The following is a 25,488-nucleotide window of genomic DNA, read 5'->3' on the forward strand; positions in this document are numbered from 1 at the left end:
CCCGGTGCTGCCCGAGCTGCCCGGGGTGCTCGGCGCCGACCAGGTGCGGCAGACGGTCGCCTGGATCGCCGGCGAGCAGCATCGCGACGGCGCGCTCCCCTGGTTCGCCACCGGGCAGCTGGACCCCTGGGACTCCGTCGAGGCGGCGATGGCGCTGGACCTGGGTGGCGAGCACGCCCGGGCGGCGGCCGCCTACCGGTGGCTGGCCGGCCGGCAGCGGGCGGACGGCAGCTGGGCGGCCGAGTACCGCGGCGGCGAGGAGTCCGCACCCGCCGCGGAGAGCAACCACGCCGGCTACCTCGCCGTCGGGCTCTGGCACTCCTGGCTGGTCTCCGGGGACGAGCAGCTGGTCACCGAGCTGTGGCCGGCGGTGCGGGCCGGCCTGGACCTGGTGACCCGGATGCAGCTGCCCGGCGGAGCGGTCTCGTGGGCGCTGCGGCCCGACGGCACCCCCGACGACCTCGCGCTGCTCACCGGGAACGCCAGCCTGTTCCAGGCGCTGCGCTGCGGCCTGGCGCTGGCCGAGCTGGCCGGCGAGGCCCAGCCGGACTGGGAGCTGGCCGTCGCCGACCTCGGCACGGCCCTCCGCCGGCGACCGGAGGCGTTCGCCGACCGGTCCCGCTACTCCATGGACTGGTACTACCCGGTGCTCGGCGGCGCCGTCACCGGTGCCGCGGCCCGCGACCGGCTGGCCGGCGACTGGCACCGGTTCGTCGTCCCGGGTCTCGGCATCCGCTGCGTCGCGGACCGGCCGTGGGTGACCGGGGCCGAGACCTGCGAGCTCGCGCTGGCCCTGGTCGTCGCCGGGCAGCGCGACGCCGCCCTCGAGCAGGTGGCCGCGATGCAGCACCTGCGGGACGACGACGGCTCCTACTGGACCGGGTTCGTCTACCCGGACGACGCGCGGTGGCCGGTCGAGCGCACCACGTGGACCGCCGCGGCCGTGCTGCTGGCGGCCGACGCCCTCTGCGGCGCCTCCCCCGCCAGCGGGCTGTTCGGCGACCCCTGGGCGCTGCCGGCAGCGGGCATGGCGGACGCCACTCCGACCGCCGATTGGCTGGCCGGAGGCGCGGGCACGGTGACCTCGTGACCGCGCCCTCCCCGACCGACCGGGCTCCCTCCCCCGACGTGACCGTCGTCGTCGCGAGCCGCAACCGCCGCGAGGACCTGCTGGCGACGCTGCCGCGTCACGAGGCCCCGGTGGTGCTCGTCGACAACGCCTCCACCGACGGCACCGTGGACGCGGTGCGCCAGGCGCACCCCGAGGTGACGCTGCTGCCGCTGGACCGCAACGAGGGCGCCCACGGCCGGACGCTGGGTGCCGCGCGCGCCCGCACCCCGTTCATCGCCTTCGCCGACGACGACTCGTGGTGGGCACCGGGCGACCTCGCCCGCGCGGTGGCGATCATGCGGGCCCACCCCCGGCTGGCCCTCCTCAACGCCCGCATCCTGGTCGGGCCCGAGGAGCGGCTCGACCCGGTCTGCGCGGAGATGGCCGCGAGCCCCCTCGGCACCGCGCGGGACCTGCCCGGCCCCTCGCTGCTGGGCTTCGTTGCCTGCGCCGCGCTGGTGCGCACCGAGGCGTTCGAGGCCGTCGGCGGGTTCGACCCGGTGGTCCGGTTCCCCGGCGAGGAGGAGCGGCTGGCCCTCGACCTGGCCGCCGCCGGGTGGGGGCTGGCCTACGTCGACGAGGTGACCGTGCACCACCACCCGTCCCCCCGGCGCGAGGCCCCCGGACGCCGGCAGACCGGGATCTGGCGCAGCCGGCTGCTCACCGCGGCGATGCGGCTCCCGATGCGGGACGTCGTCCGGACGGCCGGGCGGGCCGTGCGCGCGGGTCGCCCCGGCGTCGAGGGCCTGCTGCGGGCGCTGCCCGACGCCCCGGCCGCCCTCCGCCGGCGGGCACCGGTCCCCCCGGCGGTGCGGGCGGACCTGCGGGTGCTGGCCGGTGAGCGCGCGTGAGCACGACCGGCACGATCCCCGCGGCGGCCACCGGTGACCGCCCCGCCGGGCCCGACCCGCGCGTGGCCGTCGTCGTCATCACCCACCAGCGGCGGGACGAACTGCTGCTGGCCCTGGAACGCCTGGTGGCCCTGCCCGAGCAGCCGCACGTCGTCGTCGTGGACAACGGCTCGACCGACGGCACCGCCGATGCCGTGCGCGAGCAGTTCCCGCAGGTCGAGCTGATCGCCAGCCCGGAGAACCTGGGCGCGGTCGGTCGCAACCTCGGCGTCGCCCGGCTCGACACGCCCTACGTCGCCTTCTGCGACGACGACACCTGGTGGGAGCCGGGGGCGCTGCGCACGGCGGCGGACACGCTGGACGCCCACCCGCGGCTCGCCGTCGTCACCGCCCGGATCCTGGTCGAGCCGGGCGGTGTCGAGGACCCGATCGTCGCCGAGCTGCGCGACTCCCCCGTCCGCGGCGCCGACTGGCTCCCCGGCCCGGCGCTCGGCTCCTTCCTGGCCGGTGCCTCCGTGCTGCGCCGGGAGGCGTTCGAGGAGGTGGGCGGGTTCTCCGCGCGGCTGTGGCTGGGGGGCGAGGAGGAGCTGATGGCCGGCGACCTGGCCGCCCGCGGCTGGGAGCTGTGCTACCTGCCCGCGCTGACCATCCACCACCAGGCCAGCACCGCCCGGGATCCGCACAAGCGGCGGGCCGACGGCATCCGCAACACCCTGTGGACCACGTGGCTGCGGCGTCCGTTCCGCCCGGCGCTGCGGCGGACGGTGCACCTGCTGCGCACCGTGCCCCGCGACCGGGTGACCGCCCGCGGCCTGGTGCAGGCGGTCCGCGGCCTGCCGTGGGTGCTGCGCGAGCGGCGGGTGCTGCCGCCGCACGCCGAGGCCCGGTTCGCCGCGCTCGAGGAGGCGCAGCGGAACTCGAAGGCCCGGCGGTACGTCAGCTGAGACCTCGTGCGGCCGGGGTGCCGCCGGCCTACCGTGCGAGCCGTGGAGAACGGGCAGGGGCGGCGCCACGTCCGGCTGATGACGGACTACGGGGCCGAGTGGCCGTTGTGGACCGTCGGCCTCACCGACCCCGGCCGGCTCGGGCTCTCCGAGGAGCTCACGGCCCGCCTGGCCGCCTGGAACGAGCTCTTCCAGGAGCATTTCCACTGGGACGGCGGCTGGCGCGATCCGGATGCCCGCGCCCGCTTCGCCGCGGAGGGCCCGCGCCTGCTGCGGGATCTGCGACGCGAGCTGCCCGACGACGAGGTCGAGCTCGACGACTGGACGCAGTCGGGGGTGTTCGGCCCCGGGTGACCACGCGGCCGGCGCCTCAGCGGGCGCAGTCGATGCAGGTGCGGGCGGTGGGGCGGGCGGCGAGCCGCTCCGGCGCGATCGGCCGGCCGCAGGTCTCGCAGCGGCCGTAGGTGCCGTTCTCCACGGCGACGACCGCGGCATCGACGTCGGCCAGCCGGCGCCGCGCCTGTTCCAGCAGCGCGACCACCTGCTGGCGCTCGAACGCGATGGTGGCGCCCTCCGGATCGTGCTCGTCATCGGCGTTGGAGGCCTGCGAGGCCGCGACGATCGCGTCGAACTCGCGGGTCAGCGCCTCGATCTGCGCGAGCGCCTCGGTCCGCGCGCGGGAGAGGTCGTCGGGTGGGAGCACCGGGCCATCCTCCACCCCGGTGCCGACAGGACGACGCCTCCGCAGTGGGCGCCGACCTCACCCACGGGTCGCCGTCCGCGCGCTGCAGCACGCGGACGGCGGCCGTGCGGTGCGGTCCGCGGCGGGGGCGCCTCAGGCGGTGCGGCGCAGCAGCCGCAGCGACCCGCTGCCCGGCAGCTCGTCGAACTCCCCGCTGTCGAGCACCCGGCGGTAGACGCCGTAGGGCGCCTGACCGCCGTCGGCCGGGTCGGGGAAGACGTCGTGGATGGCGAGCGTGCCGCCGACGGCGAGCTTGGCCACCCACGCGTCCTGGTCGCGGCGCGCGGACTCCTCGGTGTGGCTGCCGTCGAGGAACAGCAGCGCGAGCGGCGTGCTCCACAGCGGGGCGAGCGTCTCCGACCGGGTGACGACGGCGATCACGACGTCCTCGGCGCCGGCCTCGGCGATGGTCTGGCGGAAACGCGGCAGGGTGTCGATCCGCCCGACGGCGGGATCCACCAGCGACGGGTCGTGGTACTCCCACCCGGGCTGGTGCTCCTCGGAGCCCCGGTGGTGGTCGACGGTGACCACCTGGCGACCGGTCTCCCGCGCGGCCGCGGCCAGGTAGAGGGCCGACTTGCCCATCCAGCTGCCCACCTCCAGCAGCGGCCCGGGGACGGCGATGGCGCGGGCGGCCTCGTACAGGGCGCGGCCCTCGTCGTCGGGCATGAAGCCGGAGGCCGCCCGGGCGGCGGCGAGCAGGTCGGTCACGCGCACAGCCTGGCTCATCGGGCGAACCGGGTGCGCAGGGCGGTCAGCCCTCGCTCCGTGGCGGTGCCGGCCTGGGTGTCCGCCGCCTTGGCGAAGAAGGCACCGGCCGCCGTCGTCACCGGGACGGCGAGCACCAGCGCGATCGCCCCGACCAGCGTGCGGATGACCTCCTCGGCCAGGGCTGCGCTGGTGATGAGCGTCCAGACGGGCGTGGCGTAGATCTCGAACAGCAGGAGGAGGGGCAGCGCCGCCCCGGCGTAGGCGAAGACGATGGTGTAGACCGTCGAGGCGATGTGGTCCCGGCCGACCGCCATGCCGCGGGCGTAGAGCTCCCGCCAGGTCATCTCCGGGGAGACCTCGTGCAGCTGCCAGATCGCCGACGCCTGGGTGATGGTCACGTCGTTGAGCACGCCCAGGCCCGCGACCACGATGCCGGCCAGCACCAGGCCGGAGAAGCTCAGCGTCGGGTCGTAGCGCTGGAGCGTGAAGGTCTCGTCGTTGGTGAGCCCGGTGAGCCGGGCGGCCGAGACCGCGAGCGACCCCATGACCGCGACCAGGGTGAGCCCGAAGAGGGTCCCCACCAGCGCGGTGGTCGTCCGGGCCGAGAACCCGTGCGCCAGGTAGAGGACGACGAACATGATCGCCGCGGAGCCGACCAGGCTGACCAGCGTCGGAGAGTCCTCGCTCAGCAACCCGGGCAGCACGAACTGCAGCAGCACGAAGAACGCGAACGCCAACCCCACCAGGGACGCCAGCCCCCGGAGCCGCGCCACCAGCCCGACGACGAGGGCGAAGGCGACGGCCAGGACGATGATCGGCGTGCTCCGCTCGTAGTCCCAGAAGGCGTACGTCGGGCCACCCTCGGCGCCCGCGTCGCGGGTGAGCACCAGCGTCTCCCCCTCCGAGACGCCGGCGGCGACCACCTCCGGCGGCATGTCCACCCGCTCGAAGTTCCCGGCACCCTCGCCCTCGAGGACCTCCACCACGGCGGTGGCGCACGTCTGCGGCGGGCCGGCGGGGTCGAGGCCGCAGTCGAACGTCTCGATCGAGACGATCCGCCCGTCGGGGTAGGTGGTCCCCGGCGGCAGCGCCTGCTCGGCCGCCTGTTCCGCCCGGGTCGGCTCCCCGCTGGGCCAGAGCGCGATCAGCCCGATGACCGTGGCCAGGCCGACGGGCACGAGCAGCAGGAGCATCAACCAGACGGCGCGCCGCCGCCGGCCGAGCGCCTCCTCGGTGGGCGGGGGCGCGTCCGGATCGGGACCGTGGCTGTGGGCATGCGTGGACGACACCCGGCCAGGCTAGGAGCCCCGTGGCCGCGGAGCCGCCCCGGCGCCGGGTCAGGTGTGTCGCGGGTCCGGCGGCGCGGGGCTCCCGCCGGTCGACGCCTCGGTGACCACCCGGCCGTCGTCCGTCACGACGGTGAAGCGGTGCCAGAGGCCGGTGAGCTGCAGGGGGCGCGACACCGAGGACGGCGGCTGCACCAGGACCGTGGGGATCCCGCGGGGCACCCCGAGCTTCTGCAGCTGCACCAGCACCGCGAGCCCCGCCGAGTTCATGAAGCCGACCTCACGCAGGTCCAGCTCCACCCGCTGCAGCGAGTGCTCGGCGAGCAGCAGGTCGGTGAGGGTGCGCACGAGTGGCCGGCGCGCGGCCTCGGTCAGCTCGCCGCCGACGACCAGCCTCGCGGTGTCCCCCTCGACCGTGTGCGACACGGAGGGCTCGGCGGACGGCGCGTCGGCGTGCGGTGAGTCGTTGGTCGTCTCCTCCACGGTCCGGTCCTGCCCCGCCGGGCCGCGGTTCACGCACCCGACGGTCGGCCCACCGGCAGCCGACGCGGGGAACATTTTTCCGCGAGGAACGTTTACCAGGGTGCGCGACCGAGGTAATCTGTAGCCGCCACTAGAGGTTCAGACCTCGGGCAGCGAACACGAGTACCACCGTCACAGGAGGTTCCAGCCATGATGCTGACCGCTTACGACCCGTTCGCCGCCACGTCCGCCGCCTTCCGCGCGTTGGATCAGCTCACCGGCCGTGGCGGGAATGCGACCGCCCGCCCGCTCTCGGGCATGCCGATGGACGCCTACCGGGTCGGCGACAACTTCGTCGCCCACTTCGACCTGCCCGGCGTGGACCCCGGCTCGATCGACCTCTCGGTGGAGGGCAACACCCTCACCGTGAGCGCCGAGCGCTCGGTCCCCCAGCTGGAGAACGCGGAGTGGACGGTCGCCGAGCGCCCGTTCGGCAGCTACACCCGTCAGCTGGTGCTCGGCCGCAGCCTCGACACCGACCGGCTCGAGGCCAGCTACCACGACGGCGTGCTGACCATCAGCATCCCGGTGGCCGAGCAGGCGAAGGCGCGCAAGATCACCGTGACCCGTGCCGACACGCCCGCGGCCGTCGAGGGCCGCACCATCGAGGGCGAGGCGCAGCGCGAGGCCAAGGCGGTCGAGAGCTGATCGCGGCCGAACCGGTCAGCACCACAGGGGCCGGGCCCGTCCAGGGCCCGGCCCCTGTTCCGTTCGACGCCCGACGCGGCGTCCCGACACCCGGAGGCGGGCGATGGACCCCGACCGCACTGATCCGCTGCGCCGACTGGACGATCCGGACTACCCGGCCCTGACCATGAGCCAGGCGGCCGAGCTGCTCGGCGTGCAGGCCGCCTTCCTGCGCAGCCTGGACAACTCGGGCGTGCTCTCCCCGCACCGCTCCCCCGGTGGTCATCGCCGCTACTCCCGCCAGCAGCTGGCCCTGGCCGCGCGCATGCGGGGCCTGCTCGACGACGGCCACCCCGTCGCCTCGGCCGAGATGATCGTCGGCCTGCAGGACGAGCTCGCCGCGGCCCGGGCCGACCTTGCCAGGCTCCGGGCGGAGGAGGAAGAGGAGGGCGCGACCGGACTTGACGCATAACCCTAGGGGGGTATGGTGTTCCTCGGCGTCGCGGGGCGCGGCGCCGGCAGGAGGGACGACGTGGACACGACCGACGGTGCCTGCAACGACCACGAGCACGCGCACGGCTACATCCACCGCAAGGACGACTACCTCAAGCGCCTGCGGCGGATCGAGGGGCAGGCCCGCGGCCTGCAGCGCATGGTGGAGGACGAGAAGTACTGCATCGACATCCTCACCCAGGTCTCGGCCATGACGAAGGCGCTGCAGGCGGTCTCACTGGGACTGCTCGAGGAGCACCTGAGCCACTGCGTCGTCGACGCGGCACGAGCCGGTGGCCGGGAGGCCGAGGAGAAGGTCCGCGAGGCCACCGACGCGATCGCCCGCCTCGTCCGCTCCTGACCCGTACACCCGAGAGGACCCCCCCATGACCACCACCGCCAGCTACACCGTCACCGGCATGACCTGCGGCCACTGCGTCAACTCGGTCACCGAGGAGGTCTCGCAGGTCCCCGGCGTGACCGGCGTCGAGGTCGACCTCGCCACCGGCGGCCTCACCGTCACCAGCGAGCAGCCGGTCGACGACACCGCCGTCCACGCCGCCGTCGAGGAAGCCGGATACGAGGTGAGCGGCCGCTGACGCGGCCGGTGCCATGAACACTCCCGCGAGGATCGCCGCGTTCGCCGTCGGCCTGGTCGCCGTCTTCGGCGCGGCGGTCGGCGTGGGCGCGGCGGTCGGCCCCGTGGGGCCGGCCGCGGACACCGCCGGTGCCGGGCACGCCGAGCCCGGCACCGGCCACGGCGACGGCGGCCACGACGCCGCCGCCCCCGCACCGGCGGACGGACCGGGCGGGCTCCAGGTGACCCAGGACGGCTTCACCCTCGCCCTGGCCGACGGCACCGCTCCGGCCGGCCCGGCGACCCCGGTCGCCTTCACCGTCCGGGGCCCCGACGGCTCCCCGGTGACCGCCTACGAGACCGACCACGACGTCGACCTGCACCTCGTCGCGGTGCGCCGCGACCTGACCGGCTACCAGCACGTGCACCCCGACCTCGGGGACGACGGCGTCTGGCGGGCACCCCTAGCCCTGGAACCGGGCAGCTGGCGGCTGTTCGCCGACTTCACCGCCGCCGCCGACGGCGAGAACCGCGTCCTGGGCGCGGACCTCGCCGTGCCCGGCACCTACGAGCCCACTCCCCTGCCCGCACCGTCGGCGGTCGCGGAGGTCGACGGCTACACCGTCGTCCTGACCGGCGACCTCGTCCCCGGGGAGGAGACGGAGCTGACCCTCAGCATCAGCCGGGACGGCGTGCCGGTCACCGACCTCCAGCCCTACCTCGGCGCCTACGGGCACCTGGTCGCCCTGCGGGACGGAGACCTCGCCTACCTGCACATGCACCCCGCCGAGCCCGCCGGCGGCAGCCGGCCCGCGCCCGGACCGCACGTCTCGTTCGTCACCACCGCCCCGTCGGCGGGTACCTACCGGCTGTTCCTGGACTTCCGGCACGGCGACGCCGTGCACACGGCCGCGTTCACGGTGCCCGCGCAGGAGCACGAGGAGCACCCATGACCGCCGCCCCCGGCAGCACCACCGACGTCGAACTGCTCATCGGCGGGATGACCTGCGCCTCGTGCGCGGCACGCGTCGAGAAGAAGCTGAACAAGCTGGACGGCGTCACCGCCACGGTCAACTACGCCACCGAGAAGGCGAAGGTCAGCTACGCCGACGGCGTCAGCACCGACGACCTCATCGCCACGGTGGAGAAGACCGGCTACACCGCGCGGCTCCCGGAGCCCCCGCGACCGGAGGCGCCCGCCGAGGACGACCAGGCCGACGGACCGGCGCGCGCGCTCGGCACCCGGCTCGCCGTGTCGACGCTGCTCAGCGTGCCGGTGATCCTGCTCGCGATGGTGCCGGCGCTGCAGTTCGAGTACTGGCAGTGGCTGTCGCTGACCCTGGCCGCGCCGGTCGTCGTCTGGGGCGGCCTGCCGTTCCACCGCGCGGCCTGGACCAACCTGCGCCACGGCGCGGCGACCATGGACACGCTGGTCTCCCTGGGCACCCTGGCGGCCTTCGGCTGGTCGCTGTACGCGCTCTTCTGGGGCACTGCCGGCGTGCCGGGGATGACGCACCCGTTCGAGCTGACCATCGCCCGCACCGACGGCGGCGCCAACATCTACCTCGAGGCCGCCGCCGGGGTGACGACGTTCATCCTCGCCGGGCGCTGGTTCGAGGCCAGGTCGAAGCGCCGAGCCGGGGCGGCCCTGCGGGCGCTCCTCGAACTCGGCGCCAAGGAGGTCTCGGTGCTGCGCGACGGCACCGAGCGGCGCATCCCCGTCGGCGAGCTCGGCCGCGGTGACCTGTTCGTCGTCCGCCCCGGCGAGAAGATCGCCGCCGACGGCGAGGTCACCGAGGGCTCCTCCGCTGTCGACGCCTCGATGCTGACCGGCGAGGCGGTGCCCGTGGAGGTCCGCCCGGGCGACACCGTCACCGGCGGCACCGTCAACGCCGGGGGCCGGCTCGTCGTGCGGGCCACCCGCGTGGGGAGCGAGACGCAGCTGGCCCAGATGGCCCGGCTGGTGGAGGAGGCGCAGAACGGCAAGGCGGAGGTGCAGCGCCTGGCCGACCGCATCTCGGGCGTCTTCGTCCCGGTCGTGCTGGTGATCACCGCCGGCACGCTCGGCTTCTGGATCGGCACCGGTGCGGGGCTGCCCGCCGCCTTCACCGCCGCGGTCGCCGTGCTGATCATCGCCTGCCCCTGCGCGCTCGGCCTGGCCACCCCCACCGCCCTCATGGTGGGCACCGGCCGCGGCGCCCAGCTGGGCATCCTGATCAAGGGGCCCGAGGTGCTGGAGTCCACCCGCCGGGTCGACACCGTGGTCCTGGACAAGACCGGCACCGTCACCACCGGCCGCATGACCCTGCTCGACGTCGTCCCCGCCGCCGGCGAGGACGCCGACCGCGTGCTGCGGCTGGCCGGAGCCCTGGAGGCGGCGTCGGAGCACCCCATCGCACAGGCCGTCGCCCGGGGCGCGACCGAGCGCACCGGCTCCCTCCCGTCGGTGGCCGAGTTCGCCAACGTCGAGGGGCTCGGCGTCCAGGGGGTGGTCGAGGGGTCCGCGGTGGTCATCGGCCGCAGGCGCCTGCTGGCCGACTGGGCCATGCCGCTGCCCGCCGACCTCGAGCTCGCCGTCACCGAGGCGGAGGGCGCCGGCCGCACCGCGATCGCGGTCGGCTGGGACGGCGCGGCGCGCGGCGTGCTCGTGGTCGCCGACGCGGTCAAGGACACCTCCCCCGCCGCGATCGCGCAGCTGCGCGCGCTGGGGCTGACGCCGATCCTCCTCACCGGTGACAACGAGCAGGCCGCGCGGGCCGTCGCCGCCCAGGTGGGCATCGACGAGGTCGTCGCCGAGGTGCTCCCGCAGGACAAGGTCGACGTGGTCCGGCGGCTGCAGGACGAGGGCAGGACGGTCGCGATGGTCGGGGACGGCGTGAACGACGCACCCGCCCTGGCGCAGGCCGACCTCGGCCTGGCGATGGGTACCGGCACCGACGTGGCGATCCAGGCGAGCGACCTGACCCTGGTGCGAGGTGACCTGCGGGTCGCGGCGGACGCCATCCGGCTGGCCCGCCGGACGCTGGCCACCATCAAGGGCAACCTGTTCTGGGCGTTCGCCTACAACGTCGCCGCCCTGCCGCTGGCCGCCGCCGGGCTGCTCAACCCGATGATCGCCGGCGCCGCCATGGCGTTCAGCTCGGTCTTCGTCGTCTCCAACAGCCTGCGGCTGCGCTCGTTCGCGCCGCTGCCGGAGAACCGGGACGCGACCCTCGCGGTGCCCTCCGGCCGCCCGGCGGCCGCTCCGGCCGAGCCGGCGGACCGCAGCTGACCGACGGGAGCGGCCGACTCCGGGGCGTGCACCGGACCGGCCGGGGTACCCCTGCGCGCAGTCGGACTCTGCCCAGTTGGACTGGGCAGAGCCGGACGTGCCCGGATACCTGTTCCCCCTCGGAGGCGTTCCGCTGAGTACCACCCTCGACCACGGCCGGCGATCGGCCGCCCGCGTCCTGTCCGGCGTCGGCCTAGCCGCCGGGCTGACCCTGGTCACGCGCCCGGCCACGCTCACCGGTCGGCTGGCGCCGCACTACCCGCGCCGCCGGCTGTGGGTGGCCCGGGTGCTCGGCGCGCGGCTGGTCGCCCAGCACCTCGCGGTGCTCGTCTCACCGGAACCCGCCGCGTTGCGCCTGTCCGCCGCGGTGGACGGGCTGCACGCGGCGAGCATGCTGCCGGTGCTGGCGCTCCCCCGCTACCGCCGGGCCGCGCTGGTCAGCGGCGGGTTCGCGGCGGGCTCGGCGCTGGCCGACCGCTTGCTCGCCGGGTCAGGACCCCGCTAGCAGCAGCACCTTGCCCACGTGGCTGCTGGCCTCCAGGAGCACGTGCGCGTCCGCCGCCTGGCTCATCGGCAGGCGACGGTCCACCACCGGCCGGATGACCCCTGCCTCGACGTCGGGCCACACCTCGGCGAGCACGGCGGCCACCACCTCGGCCTTCCTGCCCGGCCCGGTGGCCGGCCGGCCGGGCAACGTGGTGGTGCGCACCTTCCCCCGCTTCCGCATCAGGACGCCGAAGTCCAGCCCGCCCCGGGTCCCGCCCTGCATCCCGATGGTCACCAGCTGCCCGCCGGGAGCCAGGACGTCGACGTTGCGCCCGAGGTAGGCCGCACCCATGTTGTCCAGCACGACGTCGGCACCGTGCCCGTCCGTGGCCTCCCGGACCTCGGCGACGAAGTCCTGCTCGCGGTAGTTCACCAGGATGTCGGCGCCCAGCTCCCGGCACACCTGGAGCTTGGCCGCACTCCCGGCCGTGGTGGCCGCCCGCGCCCGGCCCGGGCGGCCAGCCGGATCGCCATCGTCCCGATCCCGCTGGAGCCGCCGTGCACGAGGAACGCCCGTCTCCCCGGGGGCCGGGTTGATCGTGGCGATCGCCATGGTCGCTCCCGTACGTGCGTCGTGGATGGGCGTCCGTGCTGCGGAGGGGGCTGCAGGCGGGGGGTCAGCTGCGCTGCTCGCGCAGCAGGTTCTTCTGCACCTTGCCGGTGGAGGTCTTGGGGAGCTCTCCGCGGACGAACCGCTTCGGCGTCTTGAACGCGGCCAGCCGGGACCGGACGAAGTCGGCCAGCTCCTGGTCGGTGACCTCGGCGCCGGCCCGCAGCGTCACGTACGCGACCGGCACCTCGCCCCACTTCTCGTGCGGTTCGGCGACCACGGCCGACTCGACGACGGCCGGGTGCGCGTCGAGCGCCCGCTCGATCTCCACCGAGGAGATGTTCTCGCCCCCGGAGATGATGATGTCCTTGCTGCGGTCCCGGATCTCCACGTAGCCGTCCGGGTGGACGACCGCGAGGTCACCGGTGCGGAACCAGCCCCGCTGACCGTCCGCGTCGGCGAGGGTAACCGCCGCGGTCGCCTCGTCGTCGCGGTAGTAGCCGAGCATCACGTCGTTGCCACGGGCGACGATCTCCCCGACCGTCGTCGCGTCGCGCGGCACGTCGGCACCGCTGTCGTCCACGACGCGCAGCGGATCGGCGACCACGTTCCCCACGCCCTGCCGCGCCTTGAGCTCGGCCTGCTGGTCGGTGCCCAGCTCGTCCCACTCCGGGTGCCACTCGTTGAGCGCCAGCGGGCCGTAGGTCTCGGTGAGCCCGTAGAGATGGGTGACCTCCATGTTCAGCGCCGACATGCGCGCCAGCAGGGTCGGCGTCGGGGGTGCCCCGCCGGTCTGCACCTCCACCCGGGGGTCCACCGGCCCCTCGGCCGCCTCTTCGGCGTTGAGGATCATCGTCAGCACGGTGGGCGCCGCGCTGAAGTGCGTGATGCCCTCGGTGCGCAGCAGCTGCCAGATGCGGGCGGGCTCGACCTTGGGCAGGCAGACGTGCGTGGCGCCGGCGGCCGAGACGGCCCACGGGAAGCACCATCCGTTGCAGTGGAACATCGGCAGCGTCCACAAGTACTGGCTGGAGGAGCCGAGCCCGGTGTGCATCGCCATCGCCAGCGCCTGGAGGTAGGCCCCGCGGTGGGCGTACATCACGCCCTTCGGCCGCCCCGTGGTGCCGGAGGTGTAGTTCAGGGCGAGCAGCCCGGTCTCGTCCGAGCACGGCATCGCCAGGGGCTCGCCGCCGGCCAGCAGCTGCTCGTACTCGCTGTCGCGGTCCCCGGCCAGGACCAGGGGGATGCCGGCCGTCGCCGCCACCTCGGTCGCGGTCGCGGCGAACTGCGGATCGGCGACCAGCAGGGACGCCCCGGAGTGCTCCAGGACGTACCCGAGCTCGGCCGGGGAGAGCCGGCTGTTCAGCGGCACGATCACCGCGCCCGCCCACGGAATCCCGTTGTGCAGCTCGAGCATCGTGGCGCTGTTGGCGCACAGCGCCGCGACGCGGTCGCCCGGCGCGATGCTGCGCGCGGCCAACCCACCGGCCAGCCGGCGGGAGCGGTCGGCGAACTCCCGGTAGGTGAACCGGCGGTCCCCGTCGATGATCGCGGTGCGCTCGGGGAACACCCGCGCCGACCGCTCGAGGTACGCCGTCGGGCTGAGCTGGCTGAACGTGAACGAGGCCATCCGGGTCTCCTGACGGGTCAGTCGGTGGGGAGCGGGCCGTGCTGAGCCCTGGGTCACACCCTGCCCGGTCCTGAGCCGACCGGCTCGCGGGACGGCGCGCCGACGGGGCCGAACCCGTACCGGCGGGCGGGGCTGTCCACCAGGACGGCGTGCCGGACGGCGGGGTCGGGCACCCAGCGGTCCAGTCGCTCGCGCAACCCCGCGGCGTCGGGGCGGGGCAGCTGCAGGTTCACGTGCGGCCAGTCGGTGCCCCACAGCAGGTTCTACGGCCGCACCTCGACGAGGGCGCGGACCGGGCGGCGATCGCCTCGTCGTGCCGTTTTCACGCCTCGGCGAACGCGGCGCCGCCGGCCTCGGCCTCCACGCCGGCCGGCAGCAGCCGCTCCAGCCCGGAGAGCGTCACCCAGACCTGGTCCTCGGCGAGGAGGACCTGCAGGAGCTCCGGGACATCGTGGCCCTGCAGAAGTCCATCTCCGTCGAGGATCCGCGGGTCCCCGCACTGGACGAGCAGTTCCACGGGGCCATCGCCCGCGCCTCCGGCAACCGCGTCCTGGCCTCCTTCGTCAGCGCACTGCACTTCGAGACCGAGCCGGTGCACTACCTCGACCTCTCCCCCCGAGGTGGGCCGGACGACGGTGCGCCAGCACCAGCGGATCGTGCGCGCGCTCGCCGAGCAGGATCCCGCGGCCGCAGAGGAAGCGGTGATCGAGCACCTCACCTATCTGCGCGAGCACCTGCTGGCCTACCAGGAGCGCTGAGGCCCGGCCCCGCTCAGCCCACCGCGGGCACCAGCAGCAGCGCCGTCGGCAGGAGCAGCAGCAGGACGGCGGCGGCGAGGGCCGTCACGCGGGCCGCGGGCGGGAGCGGGTCGGCCGGCTCGAGCAGCCGCACCACCCGGGCCCGCACCCCCGCCCCGGCCACCGCGAGGGCTCCGCTCGGCACCCCGCCGGAGCCACCCGCGGCCGCGACGATCGCCTCGGCGAGCGTGCGCCGGGGAGCGGCACCGCGCAGCGACCTCAGCGCCACGTCGTCGGCCCGCATCTCCACCAGCTCCCGGACCGCGCCGTAGGCACGCTCGGCCGCCGGCAGCACCGGCAGCGCCGCCTTCCACGCCACGAACGGCAGCAGCAGCAGGTGGTGGTGCTCACCCAGGTGCGCCCGCTCGTGCGCCACGACGGCGGCGAGCTGCTCGTCGTCCAGCTCGGCGACCATGCCGGAGGAGAGCACCAGCAGCGGCCGGGCCCCGGGGATGCAGAACGCCACGGGGGCCGGGTGCTCCAGCAGCCGGGCATCGGGCTGCGGCGCCGGCTGCACCACCAGCTCCAGCAGCGCGCGGTGCCGGCGCCGGGTGCGGGCGATCCGCACCCAGGAGAGCACCAGCACCCCGACCAGCTCGAAGGCCAGCACGCCGGCGAGGGTCAGCGTCACCCAGTGGTCGCCCCGGACCGGGTCGACGGCGGAGTGCCCGGTCAGCACCGCCCACCCCGCCTCGGGCAGCGAGTGCCCCCACGGCGCGAGCCCGTGCACCAGCAGCGCGCCGATGATCGACAGGCCGCCGGCCAGCCCGATCGCCTGCCAGCACAGCAGCGCGACGAGCGGGTCGCGCGAGGGCCAGCGGGACCGGGCCAGCAGCGCCGGCACCGGCCAGGCCAGGAGGGCGGCGAGCGCCGCGAGGGCGGCCGCGGTGGCGGGGAGCACGACGAGGGACGCGAACGGTCAGGCGGTGTCGCGGGAGGGCGGCCCCGCCAGCAGCTCGCGCAGCAGGCGCGCCTCCTCCTCGTCCACGCCGCCCACGAACCGGGCGAGCACGGCCTGCCGGTCGGCGGCCTGCCCCAGCACCTCGCGCATCACCTGGGCCGCGTGGTCCTCCCGGCTGGCCCGGGCGGAGAACCGGCGGGGCCGGGCGGCGTCGTGGACGACGAACCCCTTCTGCTCCAGCCGGGTCAGCACGGTGTGCACCGTGGTCAGCGCGACACCGCGATCGGCCAGCTCGTCCCGCAAGCGGGTCGCGGCCACCGGGCCGTCGGCGGCCCACAGCCGCTCCATGACGGCGCGCTCGAGCTCTCCCAGTGAAGCCATCGGTCCTCCTGTCCGGCGGATCACACCGCACTCTTCTACGTGTCGTAGAAAATCTCTTCTACGAAGCGTAGAAAGAACGTGTCGATAGTACGTCGGCCTCGACGACGAGGGGACAGGTGCCGTGGACGTCCTGGACGTGGCGCGCTGGCAGTTCGGGATCACGACCGTCTACCACTTCCTGATGGTCCCGCTGACCATCGGGCTGGGGCTCGCGGTCGCCGTCATGCACACCATGTGGGTGCGCACCGACAAGCCCGAGTGGCTCCGGATGACCCGGTTCTGGGGCAAGATCTTCCTGATCAACTTCGTGCTCGGGGTCGCGACCGGGCTCGTGCAGGAGTTCCAGTTCGGGTTGGCGTGGAGCGAGTACTCCCGCTTCGTCGGCGACGTGTTCGGCTCGCTGCTGGCGCTGGAGGCCCTGCTGGCCTTCTTCCTCGAGTCGACCTTCCTGGGGCTGTGGATCTTCGGCTGGGGCCGGATCCCGAAGAAGGTGCACCTGGCCGCCCTGTGGGCGGCGGTCATCGGCTCGACCGTCAGCGCCTACTTCATCATCGCCGCCAACTCCTGGATGCAGCACCCGGTCGGGGTGGTCGCCGACGACGCCACCGGCCGCCCGGTGCAGGTCGACTTCCTCGCCGTGCTGACCAACAACACCGCGCTCGCCGCTTTCACGCACACCATCGTGGCCGCCCTCATGGTCGCCGGCGCGCTGCTGGTCGGCGTCGGGTTGTGGCACCTGCGCCGGCGGAAGCTGGCCGGGCGCCCGGCCGACGAGATCGACCACGCGGTGTGGCGGCGGTCGGTCCGGATCGGCGGCTGGGTGTCGCTGGTGGCCTTCGTCCTGGTCGCCCTCACCGGTGACTGGCAGGCCAAGCTGATGTACCAGCAGCAGCCGCTGAAGATGAGCTCGGCGGAGGCGCTGTGCGAGACCGAGGCGCCTGCCTCCTTCTCGGTCTTCGCCTGGAGCAAGCTCGGCTCCAACGAGTGCGACGACGTCCACTCGATCACCGTCCCGGGCCTGCTGTCCTTCCTCGCGCACAACGACTTCACCAGCGAGGTCCCCGGCGTCAACGACCTCCAGGAGCGGTACGCCGAGGTCTACGGCGCCACCTACCCCGACGACCCGTCGCGCTTCGGCTCGCTGGCCGGGGAGCCGGTGGACTACCAGCCGCTGCTCGCGGTCACCTACTGGAGCTTCCGGCTGATGATCGGCATGGGTGCCGTCTCGGCGGGGGTCGCGGCCTACGCCCTCTGGGCGACCCGGCGCGGCCGGGTGCCCACCTCCCGGATCGGCGTGTACGGCGCGCTGGCCGCGGTGGGGGCTCCGTTCGCGGCCAACACCGCGGGCTGGGTGTTCACCGAGATGGGCCGCCAGCCGTTCGTCGTCGTCCCCAACCCGGACGTGCCGGTCGACGAGCAGATCTGGTTCTTCACCGCCCAGGCGGTCTCACCCGGCGTCACCGCGGGCGAGGTCTGGACGTCGCTGACCGCGCTGACCCTCGTCTACGGGGTGCTGGCCGTCATCGAGGTCGGCCTGCTGACCCGCTTCATCCGGGCCGGCGTCACCGCGGGCGACACCAGCGCCACGCCCCCCATCGGCACCGGGAAGGACGACGACCGCCGCGAGGGACCGGACGGCGACGCCGGCGGCGTCGGGGGCGACGGCCGCGACCGCCGCCCCGACGACGACGTCCTCCAGTTCGCCTACTGACGCCCCGCACCCGCTCGTAGACCCGAGGACACTGTCATGGACCTGCAGACCCTGTGGTTCGCCGCCGTCGCCGTGCTCTGGATCGGCTTCCTGCTCCTGGAGGGCTTCGACTTCGGCGTCGCCGCCCTCCTGCCCGTGCTGGGCCGCAAGCCCGCCGACCGGCACCTGATGCTGCGCAGCATCGGCCCGCTGTGGGACGGGAACGAGGTGTGGCTCATCACCGCGGTCGGCGCGGTGTTCGCCGCCTTCCCCGGCTGGTACGCCACCTGGCTGCCGGCGCTCTACCTGCCCTTCGTGCTCGTGCTGCTGGGGCTGATCGTGCGGGCGGTGGCCTTCGAGTGGCGGCACCAGTCGCACGACGCGCGCTGGGACACCAGCTGGACGCACGTGATCACCGCCGGCTCGCTGATCGCCTCCCTCGGCATCGGCGCCGCCCTGGGCGCCACCACGCTGGGGATGCCGATCGACGGCGACGGCAACCGGGTGGGCGGCGTCTTCTCCGGCCTCGGCTGGCCGGCGCTGCTGGGCGCGGTCGCGGTGCTGGCCTTCTCCCTGGTGCACGGCGCGCTGTTCCTGGCGCTCAAGGTCGACGGCGACGTCCGGCTGCGGGCGCGGGCGTTCGCGCTCCGCTGGGCCCCGGTCGCCGCGCTCCCCCTGCTGGCGTGGGCCGGCCTGGTGCACCTGCGGTACGGCACGACCATCACCGCCGCGCTGTGGGCGGTCGCCGGCGCGGCCGTCGTCCTGGCCTGGACGCGGATGAAGCTCGACCGCGAGGGCGCGGCGTTCACCGCGTGGGCGGTGTTCCTCGTCGCCGCCGCGGCGACGATCTTCGGGGCCGCGTACCCGGTGGTCCTGCCCTCGACCCTCGACGTCGCCTTCGACCTGACCATCGCCGAGGCGTCGGTCAGCGACTACACGCTCACCGTGATGACCTGGGCCGCGGCGGTCGGCCTCCCGGTCGTGCTCTGCTACCAGGCCTGGACCTACTGGGTCTTCCGCCGGCGGCTGACCGCCGAGCCCCAGCACGAGGACGCGCCCGGCGCGGGCCGGGCCCCGGCCCCGGGTGAGGTCCCGGCGTGAGCGGTCCTGCGGCCGGGGCGCCGGCGCGCGCCCGGGGACCCCTCAGGGCGCTGGCCGGCGTTCCCGATCTGCGCGCGGCGCTGGTCCGGGCCGCGCTCGCCGCCCTCGTCCAGACCGGTGGCCTGGTCCTGCTGGCCGCCGGCCTCGCGCACGCCGTCGCCCGGGGCGCGGGGCTCGCCGACGGCTCCCCCGTCGTGCCCCTGGCGCTCGCCGCCGCAGGTGCCGCGGTGCGGGCGCTCGCCGGCAGCCTCGGCGAGGTGCTGGCCGCCCGGGACGCACGCCGGGCCGAGGACCTGCTGCGCCGCGAGCTGCTCGACCGGCTCGCATCGTCCCCGGCTGCCCTGGCCGCCGGCGGCGGCCCCGCACCGGCGGCCGTGCTCGCCACCACCCGGCTGCACGACCTCGGGCCGGCGCTGGCCACCTACCTGCCGGCGCTGGCGCAGACCGTCGTCGTCCCGCCGGCGCTGCTGCTGGTCCTGGCGTGGACCGACCTGCTCTCGGCGGTGCTGGTGGCGGTCACCCTCCCGCTGGTGCCGCTGTTCATGGTGCTGGTCGGCAGGCACACGCAGGCGGCGACCGCCGACTCCGCGCGGGCCCTGGACCGCATCGCCGCGCACGTCGCCGAGCTGGTGCGCGGCCTGCCCGTGCTGGTCGGGCTGGGCCGGGCCGCCGAGCAGACGGCGGCGCTCGCCGCGCTGGGTGAGGCCCACCGCACCCGGACGCTGGCCACGCTGCGGATCGCCTTCCTCTCGGCGCTCGTGCTCGAGCTGATCGCCACCCTGTCGGTCGCGCTCGTGGCGGTGACCGTGGGCGTCCGGCTGGTCGAGGGGCACCTGGCCCTCGTGCTGGGGCTGACCGCGCTGCTGCTCGCCCCCGAGGCCTTCGCCCCGCTGCGGGCGCTCGGCGCGGCCCACCACGCCGCGGAGGACGCCGCCCTGGCCGCCGCCGAGGCGCGCGCGGTGCTGGCCGCGCCCGCCGGTGCTCCCGTCGCTCCGGCCCCCGGGGACGACGACCCGCGGGGCGCCGACGTGCTGGTCGCGGGCCTGACCGTCGCCTACCCCGGCCGGGCCGTCCCCGCCCTGCCGCCCACCGACCTCGCCGTCCGCCCCGGTGAGCTGATCGTTCTCCGCGGCGCGAGCGGATCGGGCAAGTCCACGCTGCTGGCCGCGCTCGCCGGCCTGACCGACCCGGCCGCCCGCGTCACGGGCGCGGTGACGGGTGGGAGCCCCGTCGCGGTCGTGCCGCAGTTCCCGCGCACCACCGGGGCCACCGTCGCCGACGAGCTGCGCCGGCACGCGGGCGCCGAGCCGGGGGTCGACGAGATCGTCGGCGAGGCGTACGTCATCGAGGCGCTGCGCCGCGTCGAGGCCGACGGGCTGGCCGGGCGGGCGCCGGAGTCGCTCTCCCCCGGCGAGCTGCAGCGGGTGGCGCTGGCCCGGGCCCTCGTACGGGTCCGCCGCGGCGCCCGGCTGCTGCTGCTCGACGAGCCGACGGCCCACCTGGACGACGACGCCCGCGGGCTGGTCGCGGCCGTGCTCGCGTCGCTGCGCGGCACGGTGACGATCGTGCTGGTCACCCACGACCCGGTGCTCGCCTCGCTCGCCGACCGCGCCGTCGACCTGCCCGTGCCCTCCCCCACCGCACCAGCCGTCGTCCGGCCTGCCGGCGCCGCTGCCACCCCGGCGCCCGGCGCGCGGTCGGGCACCGTGAGCACCGCGCTGCCCGGGCCGTCGCCGGCTGCCCCGACCGCCTCGACCGCACCGACCGCGGGCGCCCTGCGGCGCGCGGTGCTCGCCGGCGCCCTCTCCTCCGGCGCGGGGGTCGCGCTCACCGCGACCTCGGGCTGGCTGATCGTGCGGGCGGCGGAGATGCCGCCGGTGCTCACGCTGCTGGTGCTCACCGCCGGCGTCCGCTTCTTCGGTCTCGCCCGGGCCCTGCTGCGCTGGCTGGAACGCATGACCGCGCACGACGCCGCGCTGCGGCAGGCCACCGACCTGCGGGTGCGGGTCTGGCGGGCGCTCGCCGCGCAGGGCCTGGCCGCCGACCGCACGCCGGGATCGGCCCTGGCCCGCGTGGTGGCTGACGTCGGCGTGGTCCAGGACCTCACCGTCCGGGTCCGCCCGCCGCTGCTGGTCGCCGCGGTCGTGCCCGCGGTCACCGTCGCGGTGCTCGCGCTGATCCACCCGGCCGCCGCGGTCGTGGTCGCCGCCGTGCTGGCCGCCACGGTGGGCGCCGTCCTGCTCGCCCACCGCGGCCTCGACGCCGGCGCCGCCCGCGCGGAGAGCGCCCTGCGGGTCGCGGCGCTGCGCGAGACGAGCACGGTGCTCGAGGGGCTGCCCGACCTGCGGGCGCACGGGCTGGCCGCCCGGGCCGCGGCGGAGCTCGGGGCGTCGGCCGCCCGGCAGGCAGCCCGCGCCGGCACCCGCGACCGGGCCGCCGCGCTCGGCAACGGCCTGGTGGTGCTGGGCACGGGCCTCGCCGCGGTGCTCGGCACCGCCGCGGCCTGGGCGGGCGGCCTCTCCGGCCCCGCGCTGGCGGCGCTCGCGCTGGCTCCCCTGGCCCTCGCCGAGCCGCTGTCCGGTCTGGTCGCCGCCCTGCAGCGGCGCGGCGCGCTCGCCGACGCGTGGGCCCGCCTCGACGCCGTCCTCACCGCCCCGGTCGCCGCCGACCCCGCCGACCCGGTGCCCGCGCCGGCCGGCATCTCGTCCCTGCGCACCGAGGGCCTCGTCGCCGGCTGGCCCGGCCGGGCCGACGTGCTGCACGGCGTCGACGCCGAGGCCGAGGCCGGCGCGGGCTGGCTGGTCGTGCGCGGGCCGTCGGGCAGCGGCAAGTCGACGTTCCTGGCCGTGCTCATGGCGGCGCTGCGCCCCCGCGCCGGGGACTACCTGGTCGACGGCGTGCCCACCGAGCGGCTGACCGGCGAGGCCCTGCGCAACCGCATGGCCTGGCTGCCGCAGGAGGCACACGTGTTCGCCTCCACCATCCGGGCCAACCTCGCGCTGGCCGCCCCACGCGGGGAGCTCGCCGGCCCGGCCGGGGAGGCACGCATGCTGGCCGCCCTGACCGCCACCGGGCTGAGCGGGCTGCTCGCCACGCTCCCCGACGGCCTGGACACCCCGGTCGGGGCCGGAGGCACGGCGCTGTCCGGCGGCGAGCGCAGACGGCTGGCCGCCGCACGGGCGCTGCTGGCGGACCGGGACGTCGTGCTGCTCGACGAGCCGACCGCGCACCTCGACGCCCCGACCGCCGCGGCGCTGGTGCGCGACCTGCGGGCGGCACTGGCCGGGCGGGTGGTCGTCTGCGTGACGCACGACGAGCTGGAGAGCGCCGGCGACACCGTCGTCCGGCTCGGCGAGACGGCGACCCGCACGCCCGCCTGAGGCCGGTCAGCCGTTGGGGACCTCCACCGGGATCTCCGGCCCGAGGCGGGCCCCCCGCAGCAGCTGGAGGTCGTCGCCGGACCAGAAGCTCCCGGGGTCGTAGGCGTTGGCCGGTCGGTCGGCGGGGAGCAGCCCCATCGCCGTGTACGTCGCCGCGACGAGCTCGGCGCAGTAGACCGTCTCGGTGCTGGTGCCCCGGCGGAGCCGGCCGTTGATCCAGCCCCCGGCCAGCCGCCGGGTCGTCGGGAAGGGCCGGCCGTCCATGCGGGCGATCGTGCGCAGGACGGCGTCCTCCATGGCCGGGGTCACCCCGCCGTCGTCGGAGGGCCCGACCAGCTGCCGCAGCCACGCCCGCTGGCCGTACTTCACCCGCCAGGTGACGACGGCGTCGCGCAGGTCGTGCAGCTGGACCCCGCGCTGGTGCTTGCCCGTCCAGACGTCGGGCAGCGACCGTCCGAGCTCGGCGTGCCACAGCAGCGGGGGCAGGTCCTCCAGCACCACCGCCATCCCGACGTGGTTCACCGGGGCGTTGGTCAGCGTCTGGATGGCCCGGTCGGCGACGGACGCGCCGCGGAAGATCCACACGTCGCCGGTGCGGGTGAGGTCGACCGCCTCGTCCAGGGTCAGCGTCGGCACGGCGCTACCGTACGGACGTGCGCCTCTGGAAGCTGCTCGGCCTGGCCGGCCTGGCCGGGGTCACCGCCGGCGGTGTCGTGCTCGCCCGGAACGAGCGGCAGCGCCGCGCCTACACCCCCGACGACGTGCGGGCCCGCCTGCACGAGCGGGCGGCTGCGGCCCCGGAGCCGGAGGAGCCGGCACCGGCGACCGCCGCCGAGCTCACGGCGGGCCGCAAGCACCGGCTGGCCCGGGCGCTGCGCCGCCGTCGAGAGGCGCCCGCGGTCACCCGCGGCCGTCGGCCTCCCCCGCCTTGACGGCCAGCACCTGGCACTCGGCGTCCAGCAGGATCCGCTGGGCGTCGCTGCCGAAGATCAGCTTCCCGGTCGGCGACCGACGGCGGAGCCCGATGACGATCAGCGAGGCGCCGAGCCGGTGCGCCGCCGCGACCACCTCCTCGGCGCCGTCGCGTCCTCCCACGCGCTGCTCCAGCTCGAAGGGGACGCCGGACTCCTCCAGCACCCGCCGCACCTCGGCCAGGTCCTCGGCGGTCGCGTAGGACGGGTCGACGTAGGCATCCCCCCGCGACGTGTTGAGCACGTGCAGCGGCTGGTTGCGCAGGTCCGCCTCCTCGACCGCGGCGCGCAGCGCTGCACGCCCCTCCGGCTTGGGCACGTATCCGACCACGATGGTCACGAGCGGGTCCCTTCTGACGTCACGGGTTCGGACCGGGCCTGGCCGAGCTCCGCCTCGACCCGTGCCTGCCGGCGCTTGACGTACACGCCGGCGGCCAGGAAGACGAGGAGCAGGGTGTAGACGATCGCGGCGAACGGGCTGGTGACCAGCGCGCTCGGGTCGCCCTGGCTGATCGCCAGGGTCCGCCGCAGCTGCTCCTCGGCGATCGGCCCCAGGATGAGACCGACGACGGCCGGCGCGACGGGGAAGCCGAACTGACGCATGCCCCAGCCGAGGACGCCCACCGCGAACAGCAGGATCATGTCGGCGGTCGAGGCGCCCACCGCGTAGCTGCCGAGCGCGGCGAACGTGAGGATGCCGGCGTACAGGTACGGGCGCGGGATCTGCAGCAGCTTCACCCAGACCCCCACCAGCGGCAGGTTCAGCACCAGCAGCAGCAGGTTGCCGATGTAGAGGCTGGCGATCAGCGTCCACACCAGCGGCGCCTCCTGCTCGAAGAGCAGCGGGCCGGGCTGGATGCCGTAGCTCTGGAAGGCCACGATGATGATCGCGGCCGTCGCGGAGGTCGGCAGGCCGAGGGTCAGCAGCGGCACCAGCACGCCGGCGGCCGCCGCGTTGTTCGCCGACTCCGGGCCGGCCACGCCCTCGATCGCGCCGTGGCCGAACTCCTCTTTGCGCTTCGAGAGCTTCCGCTCCATGGAGTAGGAGAGGAACGTCGCGACGTCCGCGCCGCCGGCCGGGATGGTGCCGATCGGGAAGCCGACCGCGGCGCCGCGCAGCCACGGCTTCCACGAGCGCCGGAAGTCCTCGCGGTTCATCCAGCTGCCGCCGATGGGCACCAGGGGCAGGGGCCCCTTCCGCATCCGGGAGGCGACGTAGAGCGCCTCGCCGACGGCGAAGATGCCGACCGCGACCACGACGACGTCGATGCCGTCGGCCAGCGCCGGCAGCCCGAAGGTGAAGCGCTGCTGCCCGGTGAGCGAGTCGGTGCCGACCATAGCCAGGAGCAGCCCGACCGCCAGGGCGGCGATCCCGCGCGCCGGCGAGGCGCCGAACATCGCGGCCACGGTGAGGAAGGCCAGCACCGTGAGCGCCACGAAGTCCTGCGGGCCGAGCTGGACGGCGAGGTCGGCCACCACGGGCGCCAGGAAGGTCAGCGCGATCGTGGCGATGGTGCCCGCGACGAACGAGCCGATCGCCGCCGTCGCCAGCGCCGATGCCCCCCGCCCCGCCCGGGCCATCGCGTTGCCCTCCAGCGCGGTGACGATGGACGCCGCCTCGCCGGGGGTGTTGAGCAGGATCGACGTCGTCGACCCGCCGTACATGCCGCCGTAGTAGATGCCGGCGAACAGGATCAGGGCGGCGGCGGGCTCCAGGCTGTAGGTCAGCGGCAGGAGCAGGGCCACGGTCATGGCCGGGCCGATGCCCGGCAGCACGCCGACGGCCGTGCCCACGGTGACGCCGAGCAGCGCGTACAGGAGGTAGAGCGGCTGCAGGACGGCCGCGAAGCCGTCCATCAGCAGGCCGATGTCACCCAAAGAAGGGCACCCCCTCCAGCGGACCTGCGGGCAGGAACAGCCCGAGGACCTGCACGAACAGCACGTGGATGGCGACGTTGAGCACGGCGCCGACGACGGCGGCGCGCACGACGCGGGCGCCGAGGGCCCACGCCGTGCCGGCGAACAGCAGGGTGGCGGCGATGGGCCAGCCGAGCGGCTCGATCAGCAGCACCAGCGCCGCGAACGAGGCGACCAGCTTGGCCACGGTGACCCAGTCGGTAGGGGCGCCGGCGTCGACGTCCTCGCCCTCCTCGGCGTGCCCGTGCTGCCCGCGCGCCAGGCTGACCGCGAGCGCCAGGGACGCACCGATCAGCAGCACGCCGACCGCGTACGGGAAGGCCCGCGGCCCCAGCACGTTGGCCGAGCCGGGCACGGTGATCGACGTCGTCTCCACGAGGGTGAACACCCCCACGGCGAACAACCCCGCGGTGATGGCGGCCTCGCCCCAGGACCAGGTCCGGGAGCGACCGCCCCGCTCCGGCGCCGCTTCCCCGGAGGAAGCGGCGCC

General features: G+C 75.5%; 29 protein-coding genes and 1 pseudogene. 16 read left to right on the top strand and 14 right to left on the bottom strand.

Going from position 1 to position 25,488, the window contains the following annotated elements:
- The first annotated feature begins 4 nt into the window (after positions 1-4).
- The 4 genes from ACI8AP_RS19280 to ACI8AP_RS19295 are packed head-to-tail and all read left to right on the top strand — an operon-like array spanning position 5 to position 3,260.
- Positions 5-1,090 carry a prenyltransferase gene (locus ACI8AP_RS19280; protein WP_456590984.1) on the top strand — a complete coding sequence of 362 codons (1,086 nt, stop codon included), beginning with the start codon at positions 5-7 and terminating at the stop codon, positions 1,088-1,090.
- On the top strand, positions 1,087-1,962 hold the full coding sequence (locus tag ACI8AP_RS19285; RefSeq protein ID WP_456590985.1) for a glycosyltransferase family 2 protein: 876 nt from the start codon (positions 1,087-1,089) through the stop codon (positions 1,960-1,962). Before ACI8AP_RS19280 ends, ACI8AP_RS19285 begins: the two co-directional genes overlap by 4 nt.
- Positions 1,959-2,906: a glycosyltransferase family 2 protein gene (locus tag ACI8AP_RS19290; RefSeq protein ID WP_456590986.1), complete on the top strand. Its 948-nt coding sequence runs from the start codon at positions 1,959-1,961 to the stop codon at positions 2,904-2,906. Before ACI8AP_RS19285 ends, ACI8AP_RS19290 begins: the two co-directional genes overlap by 4 nt.
- A 42-nt stretch (positions 2,907-2,948) precedes the next feature.
- Positions 2,949-3,260, top strand: a complete 312-nt coding sequence (locus ACI8AP_RS19295) for a hypothetical protein (protein ID WP_456590987.1) — start codon at positions 2,949-2,951, stop codon at positions 3,258-3,260.
- Positions 3,261-3,276: 16 nt separating this feature from the next.
- On the opposite strand, the gene ACI8AP_RS19300 is transcribed toward ACI8AP_RS19295, so the two are convergent.
- The 4 genes from ACI8AP_RS19300 to ACI8AP_RS19315 form a co-directional block, all read right to left on the bottom strand.
- Positions 3,277-3,609 carry a TraR/DksA family transcriptional regulator gene (locus tag ACI8AP_RS19300; RefSeq protein WP_456590988.1) on the bottom strand — a complete coding sequence of 111 codons (333 nt, stop codon included), beginning with the start codon at positions 3,607-3,609 and terminating at the stop codon, positions 3,277-3,279.
- Positions 3,610-3,741: 132 nt separating this feature from the next.
- A complete protein-coding gene (locus tag ACI8AP_RS19305) occupies positions 3,742-4,359 on the bottom strand; it encodes a class I SAM-dependent methyltransferase (protein ID WP_456590989.1) in 618 nt (205 codons plus the stop codon).
- A gap of 14 nt (positions 4,360-4,373) precedes the next feature.
- Positions 4,374-5,648, bottom strand: a complete 1,275-nt coding sequence (locus ACI8AP_RS19310; RefSeq protein WP_456590990.1) for a YibE/F family protein — start codon at positions 5,646-5,648, stop codon at positions 4,374-4,376.
- Between the two features lie 48 nt (positions 5,649-5,696).
- Positions 5,697-6,161, bottom strand: coding sequence for an STAS domain-containing protein (locus ACI8AP_RS19315; protein WP_456590991.1), 465 nt, complete (start codon positions 6,159-6,161; stop codon positions 5,697-5,699).
- Between the two features lie 156 nt (positions 6,162-6,317).
- Between ACI8AP_RS19315 and ACI8AP_RS19320 the strand changes: the two genes are divergently transcribed.
- From ACI8AP_RS19320 to ACI8AP_RS19350, 7 genes are all read left to right on the top strand, one after another.
- The gene (locus ACI8AP_RS19320; RefSeq protein WP_456590992.1) at positions 6,318-6,815 is read left to right on the top strand and encodes an Hsp20/alpha crystallin family protein; all 498 of its coding nucleotides are present in this window, start codon (positions 6,318-6,320) and stop codon (positions 6,813-6,815) included.
- Between the two features lie 103 nt (positions 6,816-6,918).
- Positions 6,919-7,266, top strand: a complete 348-nt coding sequence (locus ACI8AP_RS19325; RefSeq protein ID WP_456590993.1) for a helix-turn-helix domain-containing protein — start codon at positions 6,919-6,921, stop codon at positions 7,264-7,266.
- A gap of 60 nt (positions 7,267-7,326) precedes the next feature.
- Positions 7,327-7,647 carry a metal-sensitive transcriptional regulator gene (locus tag ACI8AP_RS19330; protein ID WP_456590994.1) on the top strand — a complete coding sequence of 107 codons (321 nt, stop codon included), beginning with the start codon at positions 7,327-7,329 and terminating at the stop codon, positions 7,645-7,647.
- 25 nt (positions 7,648-7,672) lie between these two features.
- Positions 7,673-7,885 (top strand): heavy-metal-associated domain-containing protein, encoded by a 213-nt coding sequence (locus ACI8AP_RS19335; RefSeq protein ID WP_456590995.1) that lies wholly within the window; start codon positions 7,673-7,675, stop codon positions 7,883-7,885.
- A gap of 13 nt (positions 7,886-7,898) precedes the next feature.
- On the top strand, positions 7,899-8,816 hold the full coding sequence (locus tag ACI8AP_RS19340; protein ID WP_456590996.1) for a hypothetical protein: 918 nt from the start codon (positions 7,899-7,901) through the stop codon (positions 8,814-8,816).
- Entirely contained in the window at positions 8,813-11,134 is a 2,322-nt protein-coding gene (locus ACI8AP_RS19345; protein WP_456590997.1) for a heavy metal translocating P-type ATPase, read from the top strand. The genes ACI8AP_RS19340 and ACI8AP_RS19345 overlap by 4 nt, the downstream gene beginning before the upstream one ends.
- Before the next feature lie 76 nt (positions 11,135-11,210).
- Positions 11,211-11,639, top strand: coding sequence for a hypothetical protein (locus tag ACI8AP_RS19350; protein ID WP_456590998.1), 429 nt, complete (start codon positions 11,211-11,213; stop codon positions 11,637-11,639).
- Here ACI8AP_RS19350 and ACI8AP_RS19355 read toward each other — a convergent pair.
- The 4 genes from ACI8AP_RS19355 to ACI8AP_RS19370 all read right to left on the bottom strand — a co-directional run bounded on the left by ACI8AP_RS19355 (position 11,625) and on the right by ACI8AP_RS19370 (position 14,377).
- Positions 11,625-12,233, bottom strand: a complete 609-nt coding sequence (locus tag ACI8AP_RS19355; RefSeq protein ID WP_456590999.1) for a zinc-binding dehydrogenase — start codon at positions 12,231-12,233, stop codon at positions 11,625-11,627. The two genes, ACI8AP_RS19350 and ACI8AP_RS19355, sit on opposite strands and share 15 nt — an antisense overlap.
- A 64-nt stretch (positions 12,234-12,297) precedes the next feature.
- Positions 12,298-13,860 carry an acyl--CoA ligase family protein gene (locus ACI8AP_RS19360; protein ID WP_456591000.1) on the bottom strand — a complete coding sequence of 521 codons (1,563 nt, stop codon included), beginning with the start codon at positions 13,858-13,860 and terminating at the stop codon, positions 12,298-12,300.
- A 53-nt stretch (positions 13,861-13,913) separates the two neighbouring features.
- A complete protein-coding gene (locus ACI8AP_RS19365) occupies positions 13,914-14,120 on the bottom strand; it encodes an amidohydrolase family protein (RefSeq protein ID WP_456591012.1) in 207 nt (68 codons plus the stop codon).
- A 62-nt stretch (positions 14,121-14,182) separates the two neighbouring features.
- A complete protein-coding gene (locus ACI8AP_RS19370) occupies positions 14,183-14,377 on the bottom strand; it encodes a hypothetical protein (protein WP_456591013.1) in 195 nt (64 codons plus the stop codon).
- Here ACI8AP_RS19370 and ACI8AP_RS19375 point away from each other — a divergent pair.
- Positions 14,312-14,618 (top strand): annotated as a pseudogene (locus ACI8AP_RS19375) (FadR/GntR family transcriptional regulator). The gene ACI8AP_RS19370 and the pseudogene ACI8AP_RS19375 overlap by 66 nt on opposite strands.
- 13 nt (positions 14,619-14,631) lie before the next feature.
- Here the strand turns inward: ACI8AP_RS19375 and ACI8AP_RS19380 are convergent.
- Both ACI8AP_RS19380 and ACI8AP_RS19385 read right to left on the bottom strand, forming a co-directional pair.
- Complete coding sequence (locus tag ACI8AP_RS19380; RefSeq protein ID WP_456591001.1) at positions 14,632-15,558, bottom strand: M56 family metallopeptidase; 927 nt, start codon at positions 15,556-15,558, stop codon at positions 14,632-14,634.
- Between the two features lie 18 nt (positions 15,559-15,576).
- The gene (locus tag ACI8AP_RS19385; protein WP_456591002.1) at positions 15,577-15,939 is read right to left on the bottom strand and encodes a BlaI/MecI/CopY family transcriptional regulator; all 363 of its coding nucleotides are present in this window, start codon (positions 15,937-15,939) and stop codon (positions 15,577-15,579) included.
- 121 nt (positions 15,940-16,060) lie between these two features.
- On the opposite strand from ACI8AP_RS19385, the gene ACI8AP_RS19390 reads away from it, so the two are divergent.
- Genes ACI8AP_RS19390 through cydC form a run of 3 tightly spaced genes read left to right on the top strand, consistent with a single transcriptional unit; the run spans position 16,061 to position 22,110 of the window.
- Positions 16,061-17,650 carry a cytochrome ubiquinol oxidase subunit I gene (locus ACI8AP_RS19390; protein ID WP_456591003.1) on the top strand — a complete coding sequence of 530 codons (1,590 nt, stop codon included), beginning with the start codon at positions 16,061-16,063 and terminating at the stop codon, positions 17,648-17,650.
- A gap of 36 nt (positions 17,651-17,686) precedes the next feature.
- Positions 17,687-18,730 (top strand): cytochrome d ubiquinol oxidase subunit II, encoded by a 1,044-nt coding sequence (gene cydB / locus ACI8AP_RS19395; protein ID WP_456591004.1) that lies wholly within the window; start codon positions 17,687-17,689, stop codon positions 18,728-18,730.
- The gene (gene cydC, locus ACI8AP_RS19400) at positions 18,727-22,110 is read left to right on the top strand and encodes a thiol reductant ABC exporter subunit CydC (RefSeq protein WP_456591005.1); all 3,384 of its coding nucleotides are present in this window, start codon (positions 18,727-18,729) and stop codon (positions 22,108-22,110) included. Before cydB ends, cydC begins: the two co-directional genes overlap by 4 nt.
- Before the next feature lie 6 nt (positions 22,111-22,116).
- Here the strand turns inward: cydC and ACI8AP_RS19405 are convergent, their stop codons facing one another.
- Positions 22,117-22,746 carry a hypothetical protein gene (locus ACI8AP_RS19405; protein WP_456591006.1) on the bottom strand — a complete coding sequence of 210 codons (630 nt, stop codon included), beginning with the start codon at positions 22,744-22,746 and terminating at the stop codon, positions 22,117-22,119.
- A 17-nt stretch (positions 22,747-22,763) separates the two neighbouring features.
- Between ACI8AP_RS19405 and ACI8AP_RS19410 the strand changes: the two genes are divergently transcribed.
- Positions 22,764-23,042 carry a hypothetical protein gene (locus ACI8AP_RS19410; protein ID WP_456591007.1) on the top strand — a complete coding sequence of 93 codons (279 nt, stop codon included), beginning with the start codon at positions 22,764-22,766 and terminating at the stop codon, positions 23,040-23,042.
- On the opposite strand, the gene ACI8AP_RS19415 is transcribed toward ACI8AP_RS19410, so the two are convergent.
- The 3 genes from ACI8AP_RS19415 to ACI8AP_RS19425 form a co-directional block, all read right to left on the bottom strand.
- Positions 23,011-23,421 carry a universal stress protein gene (locus tag ACI8AP_RS19415; RefSeq protein WP_456591008.1) on the bottom strand — a complete coding sequence of 137 codons (411 nt, stop codon included), beginning with the start codon at positions 23,419-23,421 and terminating at the stop codon, positions 23,011-23,013. The two genes, ACI8AP_RS19410 and ACI8AP_RS19415, sit on opposite strands and share 32 nt — an antisense overlap.
- On the bottom strand, positions 23,418-24,959 hold the full coding sequence (locus ACI8AP_RS19420) for a tripartite tricarboxylate transporter permease (protein WP_456591009.1): 1,542 nt from the start codon (positions 24,957-24,959) through the stop codon (positions 23,418-23,420). The genes ACI8AP_RS19415 and ACI8AP_RS19420 overlap by 4 nt, the downstream gene beginning before the upstream one ends.
- A partial coding sequence (locus tag ACI8AP_RS19425) for a tripartite tricarboxylate transporter TctB family protein (protein ID WP_456591010.1) occupies positions 24,952-25,488 on the bottom strand: 537 nt, incomplete at its 5' end. The genes ACI8AP_RS19420 and ACI8AP_RS19425, both read right to left, overlap by 8 nt.

It is taken from the genome of Blastococcus sp. SYSU DS1021 (genome assembly GCF_054050995.1).

Excerpts from the sequence above, each read along its gene's own strand:
- ACI8AP_RS19320 (WP_456590992.1), top strand. The coding sequence starts at position 6,318 with ATGATGCTGACCGCTTACGACCCGTTCGCCGCCACGTCCGCCGCCTTC.
- ACI8AP_RS19325 (WP_456590993.1), top strand. The coding sequence starts at position 6,919 with ATGGACCCCGACCGCACTGATCCGCTGCGCCGACTGGACGATCCGGAC.
- ACI8AP_RS19335 (WP_456590995.1), top strand. The coding sequence starts at position 7,673 with ATGACCACCACCGCCAGCTACACCGTCACCGGCATGACCTGCGGCCAC.
- ACI8AP_RS19340 (WP_456590996.1), top strand. The coding sequence starts at position 7,899 with ATGAACACTCCCGCGAGGATCGCCGCGTTCGCCGTCGGCCTGGTCGCC.
- ACI8AP_RS19345 (WP_456590997.1), top strand. The coding sequence starts at position 8,813 with ATGACCGCCGCCCCCGGCAGCACCACCGACGTCGAACTGCTCATCGGC.
- ACI8AP_RS19355 (WP_456590999.1), bottom strand. The coding sequence starts at position 12,233 with ATGGCGATCGCCACGATCAACCCGGCCCCCGGGGAGACGGGCGTTCCT.
- ACI8AP_RS19360 (WP_456591000.1), bottom strand. The coding sequence starts at position 13,860 with ATGGCCTCGTTCACGTTCAGCCAGCTCAGCCCGACGGCGTACCTCGAG.
- ACI8AP_RS19385 (WP_456591002.1), bottom strand. The coding sequence starts at position 15,939 with ATGGCTTCACTGGGAGAGCTCGAGCGCGCCGTCATGGAGCGGCTGTGG.
- cydB (WP_456591004.1), top strand. The coding sequence starts at position 17,687 with ATGGACCTGCAGACCCTGTGGTTCGCCGCCGTCGCCGTGCTCTGGATC.